Origin of the sequence: Streptomyces pathocidini (assembly GCF_001418495.1) — a bacterium.
Lineage (GTDB): Bacteria > Actinomycetota > Actinomycetes > Streptomycetales > Streptomycetaceae > Streptomyces > Streptomyces pathocidini.
This window is the reverse complement of record NZ_LIQY01000044.1, coordinates 805-12,221: the sequence shown is the minus strand read 5'-3', so window position 1 is coordinate 12,221 and position 11,417 is coordinate 805. Positions and strand designations below refer to the sequence as shown.

Genomic DNA, 11,417 nt, shown 5'->3' with positions numbered 1-11,417 from the left:
CCGGTGGGCGCGAGGGCGGGGGCGGTGACGCTCATGCCGGCGTCCTCCTCTTCGTCAGGCGGTACGCGGCAAAGGACGCGATGCCGATGGCCGCGGCGAACACGAGCGATGTGGCCGCGGCGTAGCCGAAGTCCTTCTGCAGGAAGGCCCGGTTGTAGATGAACAGGACGGGGGTCCACTCCGAGGTGATCGTTCGGGTCTGCTCTCTCAGCAGCAGGGGTCCGGCGAACATCTGGAAGGAGCCGATCACACTGAACATGGCGACCATGCCGATCGCGCCCCTGATCAGCGGCACCTTCACCGACAGGGCGGTGCGGAATGCTCCCGCGCCGTCGATGGTGGCCGCTTCGATCAGCTCACGGGGAATCGCCTGGAGGGAGGCGAAGAAGATGACGGCGGAGTAGCCCGTGCCCATCCACACCGTGATGTTGGCGATGGCGGCGACGGCCGCGGGGTCGCTGCCGAGGCTCCAAGGCAGGCCCAGGGTCTCGAACGCGTCGATGACCGGGCTGATCCCGGGCGTGTAGAGGTAGACCCAGATCACGGTGGCGATGACACCGGGGATCACGTGCGGCGCGTAGAGGGCGAGTTGGAAGAACCTCTTGCCCCGGGCGTAGGCCGAGTCGAGCAGCAGCGCGAGGACGACGGCGGTGCCGAGCATCACGGGGACGTACATGAGGCAGTACAGCAGGGGAATGCGGAAGCTCTTCCAGAAGGAGAGGTCGGCCAGCGCCGCCCGGAAGTTGTCCAGGCCCACGAACACGCTGGTGGTGCCGCCGAAGCCCAGTCCCGAGCTCTCCTCGTGGAAGAAGCTCAGCCAGGTCGCGTAGCCGAGCGGGGCGATCAGGCACACCAGGAACATCAGGTAGAACGGGGCCAGGAACAACGTGGCCGGGCCGTATTGCCGACGGCTCACGCCGGCTCGGGTGCGGGTCACGGGGCACCTCCTGTCTGTCATCGACGGGGAACGCTCAGGGCGGAGGTCCCGGGTAGCCGTACGTCCGGCGGGCCACCCGGGAGCCGGGGCTTACTTCGACACCTTCAGACCGCGCTTCTCCAGGTCCGCGACGGTGGCCGTCTGGGCTGCCGCGAAGATGTCACGGAGCTTGATGTCACCCGCTTTGGCCTTGCCCATGTTGTCCGTCAGCACGGTGTCGGTGGTCGCGGTGGGCGAGTAGGCCCAGCCGGCCGGCATGGTGGTCAGGGCCTCGCGGGCCACGGCGTGGATGTCCTGACCGCCGAAGTAGGCCGGGTCGAAGGTGCTGGACGCTGCCTCGGCCAACTCCGGGTTGGCGGGCAGGGTGCTGCTGGTGCCTTCGGCCAGGCGGGCCTTGACCGCCTGGCGCGTGGTGGTGGCCCAGGTGATGAACTCGGCCGCGGCGTCGGCGTTCTTGGTCCCCTTCGGCACGACGAACGCGGTGCCGCCGAACATGGCGGAGGCGGGGGTGCCGTCCCAGGTGGGCAGCGGCGCCACGGCCCACTTGCCGGCCTGGTCGGGCTGGCCGGTCTTCATGTAGCCGCCGGCCCAGACACCGGAGATCTCGGCCAGGATCCGGCCCTCGACCTTCTGCTTGCCGAGAGCCTCACCCTCGCTCGTGTCCAGGAGGTTCTTGTCGGCGAGGCCGTCCCAGTAGTCGGCGACCTTGCGGGAGACCGCGCTGTCGATGTCGACCTTCCACGCGCCGCCCTCCGTCGAGAACCAGGTGGCGCCGGCCTGCCAGGACAGCGCCTGGGTGAGGTTGGCGTCGAAGTTCGCGGGGGCGAGGCTGAGTTTCTTGTCGGCCTTCTTGACCTTCTCGGCGGCGGCCTTGAAGTCGGCCCAGGTCTTGGGGACCTCGATGCCGTACTTCTCGAAGAGGTCCTTGCGGTAGAACATCATCATCACGCCGGCGTCGTTGGGCACGGCCCAGACCTTGTCGCCGAGCGTCACCAACTGCTGGATGGACTCGGGGAACTTCGACTTCACGGTCTCGCCGGCCTGAGCGCTGAGGTCCTCGAGCTCACCCTGGGCTGCGTGCTTGGGCAGCTGGTTGTACTGGAGGACGGCGACGTCGGGGGCGTTGCCCGCCTTGACCGCGTTGGGGATCTTGACGTCGGCGTCGGGCACCTCCTCCAGCTTGACCTGGATGTCCTGGTGGGACTTGTTGAAGGCTTCGACGATCTCGCGCGAGCCCTTGGTGCCGGCCCAGAGCGTGATCCGCGTGACCTCCGGCTTGTCCCCTGTGGCGTCCTTCCCGGAGGTTTCGGAGCCGCCGCACGCCGTGGCGAGCAGGGACAGCGAGGCGAGGACCGCCGCGCAGGCGGTTCTGTGCAGAGAGATGCGCATGGTGGTGACTCCTGTGGTGAATGACGTGACGGGGTGCCGGTGGACGAGGTGCGGTGCAGTGAGAGCGGCGGGTGAGGCGCGCCGGTGGTGCTCAGGGCTCGTGGAGGAAGAGTTCGACGACGGGGACGGCCACGTCCGGTCGCCGGATGGGGAGTTCGAGGGTGAGCGCGTTGCCTTCGTGAGCCTGCTCGGGTTCGGTGCGGCGCACTTCGGAGTGGTCGTTGAGGAACCGCGCGTAGCGCACTTTTCCCGCGAGGCCGGGCAGCCGGACGTGCTTCATCGGCCAGGAGAAGAGGTGCAGGTAGAGCCGGTCGCCGCGTTGTGTGTAGCGGCAGCCGTCGGGGGGCCGGTGGGCGCTGGGGCCCGCGTCGTGGATGGCGGCGGAGTGCAGCCGCATCCAGCCGCCGATCTCCCTGAGTGTCCGCACCGCGCGCGGGTCGATCTCGCCGCGTGCGTTGGGGCCCACGTTGAGCAGCAGGTTGCCGTCCTTGGAGACGGAGTCGACGAGCATCCGCACCAGCAGATCGGCCGGCTTGTCGTCGAGGTTGTCCCGGTCGTATCCCCAGCTCCCGTTGAGGGTCTGGCAGCCCTCCCAGACCACCGGCCGCCCGTCGACCATGACCGGTCCGGCGGGCTGGAACTGCTCCGCCGTGGTGAAGTCGGCGCTGCCGGGCAGGTTGAGGCGGTCGTTGAGGAGAATGTGCGGCTGGAGAGTGCGGACGGTTTCGACGAGCTGTTCCGACTGCCAGTCCCGCCGGCCCTTTCCGTCGGTGATGGGCTGCTCGTAGATGTCCTTGTCCGGGTACGAGAAGTCGAACCACATGATGTCGACGTCGCCGTAGCGCGTGAGCAGCTCCTGCACCTGGCCGTGGAGGTACTCGGCGTAACGGCCCATGTCCCGGCCGGCGTTGGCGGCCCTGGCCCCGGCGTCGTCCCGCTGCGGGTGGTGCGAGTCGACGGTGAAGTCGGGATGGTGCCAGTCGATGAGGGAGTGGTAGAAGCCGACGCCGAGACCGGCGGCGCGGAATGCTTCGGCGAACGGTCCGACGGCGTCCTTCCCGTGCGGGGTCTTGGTCACCTTGTAGTCGGTGAGGTCGGAGTCCCACAGGCAGAACCCGTCGTGGTGCTTGGTGGTGAGCACTCCGTACCGCATACCGGCCTGGCGGGCCAGCTCGGCCCACGCTTGCGGAGCGTAGAGGTCGGCGTCGAAGTGGTCGACGTAGGGGCGGTACTGCTCGTCGGTCAGCCGCTCCCGGTACTTGACCCATTCATGGCGCGCCGCGCCGGAGTAGGGGCCCCAGTGGACGAAGAGGCCGAACCGCCAGGACTGGAAGCGGCGTACCGCTTCGGAGGGTGCGCGCAGGGGCATCGTCGGGTCCTTTCGCTCCGCGCCGTCACGCGATCGACGACAGGTCGTCGACGGCGACTTCGCCCCGCATCGGCCTGCCCTGGACGAACCGCTCCACCTCGTCGACGGCGAACGTGCCGAGCGTCCTGAGCTCCCGTCCGAGCGCACCGGCGATGTGGGGGGTGACGAAGACGTTGGGCAGCGAGAACAGGTCGTGGCCAGTCGGCAGGGGTTCGGGGTCGGTGACGTCGAGTACGGCGTCGATACGGCCGGTGCGGCCCGGATATCCGGCGCAGTGCCGGACCAGGGCGTCGGTGTCGACGAGCTCTCCCCGCGCGGTGTTGACCAGGACGGCGCCGTCCCGCAGGAGCCCGAGCCTCCGGTCGTCGATCAGACGGTGGGTGCCGGGCAGCAGCGGTGCGTGCAGGGTCACGATGTCGGACCGCGTCAGCAGTGCGTCCAGCTCGGTGAGTTCGGCGCCCAGACCGTGGGCCTCCGCCGCACTCAGGTACGGGTCGGCCACCAGCAGCCGGAAGCCGTGCGGCCGCAGCAGCTCCAGCACGATCCGGCCGATCCTGGAGGCCCCCACCACGCCGACGGTGCGGTCGGTGTTCCCGGTGTCCGTGCTGGCGGGGTAGGCGCGAAAGCCGTCCGTCCGGTAGGTGGACGCCAGCCCGAACGACCGCTTGCCCGCCATCAGGATCGCGGCCAGTGTGTACTGCGCGACCGGCAGGGCGTTCGCCGTGGCCGCGGAGGAGACACGCAGCGTACGACCCCAGCGGTCCTCCGGAATCCCCAGGCCCTTGACACTGCCTGCCGCGTGGATCACGGCCCGCAGCCGGGGAGCCCTGGCGAGCGCGTCCTCGTCGAGGGGAGGACATCCCCAGCAGGAGATCAGCACCTCGGCGCGGGACAGTGCCGAGGCGGCTACCGGAGTGTCGAAGTCCTCGAAGGCCAGCGCCGGGTCGATACGGAGCAGCGATCCCAGGCGGGCCCGCAGGTCGGCGGGGAGCACGCCCTCTGCGACGTCCGGGTGCATCGCCAGGAGGCCGTGCGGTCGGCTCGGTGTGGGATCGAGCAAAGCAACGTCCTTGAGAAGTATGGAAAAGGTTTGCGCGGATGACGGTAGGTTTTCCGCATGTCGGGGTCAAGAGTTTCGACGAAACCCGCGAAGGAGGCCGTCTGTGCTGGGGTGATCTGTGAGGGGGCCGGTGGGTAAACGTTTTCACGGCGGCGTCCACGCAAGGTCCTTGGGAGCCCGCTCGGCGCCCCTCGCCAGCCCTTGCTCAGCCGGTGGTGGTCCGGTCGGTGGAGGTCCTGATGTGCAGTCTCGGTGTCAGGAGCACCTCTTGGGGGACCGCGGATGACTGCTCCCGAAGGCGTCGCACCAGGCGCGTCACGGCAGTGCGACCGAGGGCGTGCCGGGGCGGCTCGACCGAGGTGAGGGGGATGGGCGCCAGGCCGGCGAGCTCGTCGTCGTAGCCCACGACGGCGAGGTCGTCCGGAACGAACAGCCCCCGGCTGTGGGCGCGTTGGACCAGCAGGGCAGTCTCCTCGTCCGGATGGGCCACGGCTGCCGTGGCGCCGCGCTCGACGACCGCGTCGAGGAACCGCTCGACGCCGTCCACGCATCCGGCCCGGTGGTCGGTGATCCTGGGCATGTCGGGGGAGAGGCCGAAGAGTCCGGTCACGGCGTCGAAGCCCTGACGGATGCCCTCGCTGGTCGCACTGGCCGTGGTCAGCAGGGCGATGCGGCGGTGCCCCTGCGCGACCAGGTGCCGCAGTGCCTGCGCGGTCCCCCGAGCGTGGTCGGTCGCGACGAAGTCGAGGTGGTCCAACTCCATGACGGGATGCGGCCGGCGCTCCACGACGACGACCGGGACGGGGAGCCTGCCGATCCAGTCCAGTGCGCGTCCGGCGCGCGAGAAGGTGTGGCTGGGGGTCAGGAGCAGGCCGTCGACGCCGGCTTCGATCAGCCGCTCGGCCTGTGTGTGGTCCTCGTCCAGGTCGTAGTCGGAGACGCCGAGGACGATCCGCGCCCCGAGGGGCTCGGCCGCCGCGTAGGCGCCGTGGATCACCTGGCGAAAGTAGTACGTGGCCTTGGGTATCACCATGCCCAGCGTCAGCAGCCTGTTGTGGTGGTGCGCCGGATCCGGCTCCGGGAGTGCGGCCGGGGGCCGGGGGCGCGGCAGTGCGGCGCCCCCGTGGGTGCGGGTGATCGCGCCCTGCTCGGCCAGCGCGGTGATGTCGCGGCGGATCGTCATGGGGGTGACGCCGAGCTGTTCGGCCAGCTCCCGGGTGCGCACCGAGCCGTGGCGGCGCAGTTCCCGCAGGATCGCCTCTTGGCGCAGGGTGAACTGCACGTCCCCTCCAGCCGTCGGCCGTTTTGTGGATGTCGCGGCGCTGCGTCGCCAGGCTAGCGGGGGGTGCGGACGAGGCAAGGGGCGGGCGTCGCCCCCGTGTTCACTTGTGTCCGCTTTAGTGCGGCCTCGTTGACTGCCGGGGTGTGCTCGCTCAGCATCTGGACCCAGTCCGCGACGGCGCGATGAGCGCGAGCGGTCTTCCCGTCTTGCCACCCGGATCGGAGTCCCGCCATGTCCTCTCCCAGGGCGCGTCGTACCTTCCTGCGCATGTCGGGCGGTACGGCCGTGGCCGTCGCCCTGCCGGCCGCCGCCACGACGACACTGCTGCCCGGCGCGGCGTACGCGGCAGAGGAAGCCGGAGCCGCGGTCGAGGCAGCAGCCGGAGCCGCGGCCGACGAGTTCGACGCGTTGCGGGCCAAGTGGTGCGAGATCCTGCTCGGTTCGGGGATCGACGCGAGCGCGGAGCCGTTCAAGGCGAAGCTGGCCACGCTCGGTACGACCGCGACCGGCTACCGCTCCACCATGGCCCCGGCCGACGGCTGGCTCTGGCCCGCTCTTCCGTTCTCCCACGGCAACAACCTCAGCACCAACTACGCGCAGCTGCTGACCATGGCCCAGGCATACGTCCAGCCCGGGACGGGGCTGACGGGGGACGCCTCGCTCGCGGCTGACGTCGTCGCCGGCCTCGAGCACCTCCATACCCAGGTGTACAACCCGTCGAAGCCGCTGTTCGGCAACGGCTGGCACTTCACCATCGGTATCCCGCTCGCCCTGACCGACATCTGCGCCCTCCTGTACGACCACCTGTCGCAGGAGCAGATCGCGAAGTACTCCGCCGCCATCAGCCACTTCATCCCGCCGTCCGACATCCCCAAGTACGCGACCGGCGCCAACCTCACGGACCAGTGCCGGGCGCTCGCCGTCCGCGGCATCGTCGTCAGGGACGCGGAGCTGCTGACCCAGGCCCGGGACTTCCTCAGCCCTCTCTTCCCCCTGGTCACCACCGGCGACGGCCTCTACGCCGACGGGTCCTTCGTCCAGCATCTGTGGGTGCCCTACACCGGCTCGTACGGTGCGGTGATGATCAGCGGTCTGTCCCGGCTGCTGGCGCTCCTGGGCGGTACCAGTTGGGCGATCACCGACCCCGGTGTGCGCAACATCTTCGAGGGGATCGACCGGGCCTTCGCCCCGGTCATCCACAACGGCGTGGTGCTGGACTCCGTCAACGGCCGCTCCATCAGCCGCAAGGGCATCGACGGCTACCAGGGCCGCGGGCACTCCGTCATGAACTCGATCCTGCTGATCGGGCAGGGCGCGAGCGCCGAGGAGAACGCCCGCTGGCGCGCCATGGTCAAGGGCTGGCTCCAGCGGGACGCCGCTCATCCCTTCACCGAAAACCCCGGTCTGGACGTCGTCACCCTCGCCCGGCTGAAGGAGCTGTACGAGGACGAATCGGTCAAGGCTTCGCCCGAGCCGGTCGAGCACCGCCTCTTCGCCGCCATGGACCGGGCCGTCCACCGCCGCAAGGGCTGGGCCGCCTCGCTGTCCCTCTACTCCAGCCGCATCCAACCCTACGAGTGCCTCAACAGCGAGCACCTGCACGGTTGGCACACCGGCTCCGGAATGCTCCAGTGGTACGCCGACGGCGGCCGCAACGACCAGTACGCGGAAGCCTTCTGGCCCACCGTCGACCCGTACCGTCTGCCGGGCACCACCGTGACGAGGAAGACGCTCGCCGACGGGGTGGGCGGTGGCTGGGGCTCCGGCCGCTCCGACAAGGCGTGGGTAGGCGGTACCACCGACGGGGAGTTCGCCGCGATCGGCCAGGACCTCAAGGGTGTCGACTCCACGCTGACGGCGAAGAAGTCCTGGTTCTTCCTCGACGACTCCGTGGTCTGCCTGGGCGCGGAGATCACCGCCGCCGACGGGGTGGCCGCCGAGACGATCGTCGACAACCGCAAACTGAGCGCCGAGGAGACCCTGACCGTCGACGGCCGCAGGCAGCCGGGCGAGCAGGGCTGGACCAGGACCTTCGACGACGCACGATGGGCCCACATCGAGGGACACGGCGGCTACGTCTTCCCCGGCGGGGCCAAGGTCAGCGCCCTGCGCGAGGAGCGCACCGGCGCCTGGAAGGACATCAACACCGGCCAGCCGGACACCCCGTACACCCACCGGTATCTGACCCTGTGGGCCGACCACGGAACGGACCCTGCGGACACCACGTACTCCTACGTGCTGCTGCCGCGGGCCAGGGCCTGGGAGACGGCGGCGCGCGCCGGACACCGGAACTGGCTGCGGATCCTGGCCAACACCGGTGATCAGCAGGGCATTCACGTCGCGGAACTGCGGCTCACCGCGGTCAACTTCTGGACGCCGGGCAGTCTCGGGAATCTCACGGCCGATGCCCCGGCCTCGGTCCTGGTCCGTGAACACCGCGATGGTACGGCGACCATCTGCGTCTCCGACCCCACCCAGCTCGGCACCTCACTGGAACTTCTCTGGGACCGTCCGGTCCGCAAGGTGCTCACCAAGCCCGGCACGGTCACCGATGCCACGACCGGCCACGCGCTGCGGCTCACCCTTGACATGACCGGGGCGGCCGGGGCCTCGCACAAGATCACCGTGCGGCTCGGAGCGGGCACATGACCGACACCGCATGGTTCACCGAGGCCCGCTTCGGTCTCTTCGTCCACTGGGGCCTCTACGCCATCCCCGCCCGCCGGGGCAACAACACCGGCACCTCCGAATGGGTCCAGCGCCACGAGCACAGCCACACCGACGCCTACGCGCGCTACCTGCGCTATTTCGACCCGGACCGCTACGACCCGGCGGCCTGGGCCGAGGAGGCGTGGGACGCGGGCATGCGGTACGCGGTGCTCACCACCAAGCACCACGACGGCTTCTGTCTGTGGGACAGCGCCCTGACCGACTTCAAGGCCACCAACACCCCCGCCGGACGCGACCTGGTGCGCGAGTTCACCGACGCGTTCCGCTCCCGCGGATTCCGGATCGGCTTCTACCACTCACTCATCGACTGGCACCATCCCGAGTTTCCCGTCGACGGCAAGCACCCGATGGACGAGAACGAGGAGTTCAAGGCCGCCGCATCCGGGCGGGACATCACGAAGTACGCCGACTACCTGCACGGCCAGGTCCGCGAGCTCCTGACCGGCTACGGCCGGGTCGACGTCATGTGGTTCGACTACTCCTACCCCGAACAGCCGGGAGCGTGGGGCGGCAAGGGGGCCGCGGACTGGCGCTCCGAGGAACTGTTCGCGACGGTGCGTGAACTGCAGCCGCGCATCCTGGTCAACGACCGCCTCGACGTCCCCGGGGACTTCATCACCCCTGAACAGGTGCAACTCGCCGGGCAGTTGAAGCGGGACGGCAAGCCGGTGGTGTGGGAGGCGTGCCAGACCATGAACGGCGACTGGGGGTACAACCGCGACAACCTCGCCTTCAAATCCGCCGGCCAACTGGTGCGGATGCTTATCGACACCGTCGCCAACGGCGGAAACCTGCTGCTGAACACCGGCCCCACCGCCCGCGGAACACTGGAGAAGGCCTCGGTCGAACGACTGCGCGCCGTGGGCGAGTGGATGGAGCTCCACGAGCGGTCGATCCGCGGCGCCGGCCCCAGTACGTACCGGCCCCCGGCCGACGCCCGCTACACCCAGCGCGGCGACCGCCTCTATCTGCACCTCTTCTCCTGGCCGATGCGCCACATCCACCTGCCCGGGCTCGCCGGCACAGTCGAACACGCCCAGATGCTCCAGGACGGCTCCGAAGTCCTCTTCCAGGACACCACCACCGTCGACGGTCACCCCGACGACCCTGCCCTGTCCGACGAGGGTTCGCTCACCCTCCATCTCCCGGAGAACCGCCCGGAAACGGCTGTGCCGGTCGTGGAACTCTTCCTGCGCGCCTGACCCGGGCGGCCGGCACCTTCCTTGCTCACCGGTCGCAGGGCACCACGCCCGCCCAGGCCCTGGCCGCAGCGGCGGAGGCGGCAGCTCAGGCGCGACCGGCGCCGGCTCAGGCCGTCATGGACGCCGGCAGCTGGGCCACGGCGTCCACCCGGCGCCGTAGGAGGGTGCGGAAGGGTCCCGCCGGCGCGGCAGTGTCGAGGGCCGCGTGCGCCTGGTCGCGCAACTCGGCCAGCAGGTCGCGGTACGGGATCAGGACGCCGGGCGTGAGGATCGCCCGGGTCAGCTCCCGCCTCGCATCCGGCGAGCGCCCGGCCTCGCCGAGCAGGGTGAGCGCGCGCTCCCGCCCCGGTCCCGGCAGTGAGTCGAGCGCGTGGACGAGGAGATAGGTGGCCGTCCGGTTGCGCAGATCCTCACCGCGGCCGGTGGCCAGGTCCTCGTGGTCGTTGTTGAACTGCGCCAGCAGCCCGAGGGTTTCCCCGAACCGCCGCCATACCGCGACGCGTTCCTCCCCGGCGCCGGACAGCCGCGCCGCCATGCCGCACGCCATGGCGTACGCGGAGCCGCTCTTGCGCCGGTAGGTGGCCAGTACGTCGTCGCGGCCGACCGTCGTGGGGTCGTGCAGGATGTCCTTGATCTGGCCGTCATTGGTGGCGGTCCAGGCGCCGAGGTAGTCGGCGGTGAGCCGCTCCCGCAGCGCCGCCGGAACCGGGAGTTCCGCGAGGGCTCGCAGCGGCAGTCCGTAGCCGCACTCCAGGGAGGCCATGAGCACGGCGCCGACCGGCAGCCCGTACAGGCGTGTGCCGGGGCCGAGGCCGGTGCCGGTGCCTGTGCCGCTGTCTGCGACGTCGTCGAACGCGTTGGCCGCACGCCACCACAGCGCGTGCACGCCCGCGATCGGAATGGCGGGGTCCGGATCTCCGGTCAGCGTGGCGTGGGTGAGGAGCGGCAGCGCCAACTCGTTGCGCTCCCGACGGCCGTTGGCGAGCACCGTACGCGCGGTGTGGAGCAGGTGCGTGGCCGCGCTCGCGCCGTCCGGGCCGTGCGAGCGGAGGAGCTCGGCGAGGTAGCGCCGTACGCCGGGGAAGGTTGCGGTGATGCGGTCCTCCACGGGTAAGGGGCGGTCGGGCATGCGGCCTCCTGTTCCAACTGTCCGGTACGGATGCGGAGTTGTGACGGTCTCGTCGGGGTGGGGTGGGGCGCAAGCGGGAGATCTCGGCCAATTGCGATGCGCGCGGTGGATTCGGCCTGAGGGGCCTGCTCGTGTGAGGGCTCGTTCGCGGGGGCTTGCCGCGGGTTCGGCCGAAGGGCTTGCTCGCGGCGCGTGTTCGCGGTCCGACCGCGAGTTGGACCGTGAGGACGGGGGCAGAGTCGCGCGAAGGCATGGCCGGACGTGAACGCGCGAGGACGGGATCGGACGGGGGCGCGAGGACGGGGCCGGGCGTGAGCGC

General features: G+C 70.1%; 8 protein-coding genes. 2 read left to right on the top strand and 6 right to left on the bottom strand.

The genetic code is table 11. The features are described from left to right. Positions 1–31: 31 nt before the first annotated feature. The 5 genes from AOK16_RS03065 to AOK16_RS26985 form a co-directional block, all read right to left on the bottom strand. The gene (locus AOK16_RS03065) at positions 32–937 is read right to left on the bottom strand and encodes a carbohydrate ABC transporter permease (RefSeq protein ID WP_240483338.1); all 906 of its coding nucleotides are present in this window, start codon (positions 935–937) and stop codon (positions 32–34) included. A gap of 90 nt (positions 938–1,027) precedes the next feature. After that, on the bottom strand, positions 1,028–2,326 hold the full coding sequence (locus AOK16_RS03060; protein ID WP_055470653.1) for an ABC transporter substrate-binding protein: 1,299 nt from the start codon (positions 2,324–2,326) through the stop codon (positions 1,028–1,030). Positions 2,327–2,417: 91 nt separating this feature from the next. Then, entirely contained in the window at positions 2,418–3,695 is a 1,278-nt protein-coding gene (locus AOK16_RS03055) for an alpha-L-fucosidase (protein WP_055470652.1), read from the bottom strand. A 25-nt stretch (positions 3,696–3,720) separates the two neighbouring features. After that, a complete protein-coding gene (locus AOK16_RS03050; RefSeq protein WP_240483337.1) occupies positions 3,721–4,755 on the bottom strand; it encodes a hydroxyacid dehydrogenase in 1,035 nt (344 codons plus the stop codon). 205 nt (positions 4,756–4,960) lie between these two features. Next, positions 4,961–6,037 (bottom strand): LacI family DNA-binding transcriptional regulator, encoded by a 1,077-nt coding sequence (locus AOK16_RS26985; protein ID WP_055470650.1) that lies wholly within the window; start codon positions 6,035–6,037, stop codon positions 4,961–4,963. A gap of 231 nt (positions 6,038–6,268) precedes the next feature. Here AOK16_RS26985 and AOK16_RS03040 point away from each other — a divergent pair, with 231 nt between their 5' ends. Together AOK16_RS03040 and AOK16_RS03035 are read left to right on the top strand one after the other, a co-directional pair. After that, the gene (locus AOK16_RS03040) at positions 6,269–8,686 is read left to right on the top strand and encodes a polysaccharide lyase 8 family protein (RefSeq protein WP_055470649.1); all 2,418 of its coding nucleotides are present in this window, start codon (positions 6,269–6,271) and stop codon (positions 8,684–8,686) included. Next, a complete protein-coding gene (locus tag AOK16_RS03035) occupies positions 8,683–9,969 on the top strand; it encodes an alpha-L-fucosidase (protein WP_055470648.1) in 1,287 nt (428 codons plus the stop codon). Before AOK16_RS03040 ends, AOK16_RS03035 begins: the two co-directional genes overlap by 4 nt. A gap of 106 nt (positions 9,970–10,075) precedes the next feature. Here AOK16_RS03035 and AOK16_RS03030 read toward each other — a convergent pair whose 3' ends face one another. Next, positions 10,076–11,098 (bottom strand): polyprenyl synthetase family protein, encoded by a 1,023-nt coding sequence (locus AOK16_RS03030; protein WP_055470647.1) that lies wholly within the window; start codon positions 11,096–11,098, stop codon positions 10,076–10,078. Positions 11,099–11,417 lie beyond the last annotated feature (319 nt).

Bases quoted from the DNA above. Each gene is read 5' to 3' on its own strand.
- AOK16_RS03060 (WP_055470653.1), bottom strand. From the start codon at position 2,326: ATGCGCATCTCTCTGCACAGAACCGCCTGCGCGGCGGTCCTCGCCTCG.
- AOK16_RS03055 (WP_055470652.1), bottom strand. From the start codon at position 3,695: ATGCCCCTGCGCGCACCCTCCGAAGCGGTACGCCGCTTCCAGTCCTGG.
- AOK16_RS03040 (WP_055470649.1), top strand. From the start codon at position 6,269: ATGTCCTCTCCCAGGGCGCGTCGTACCTTCCTGCGCATGTCGGGCGGT.
- AOK16_RS03035 (WP_055470648.1), top strand. From the start codon at position 8,683: ATGACCGACACCGCATGGTTCACCGAGGCCCGCTTCGGTCTCTTCGTC.
- AOK16_RS03030 (WP_055470647.1), bottom strand. From the start codon at position 11,098: ATGCCCGACCGCCCCTTACCCGTGGAGGACCGCATCACCGCAACCTTC.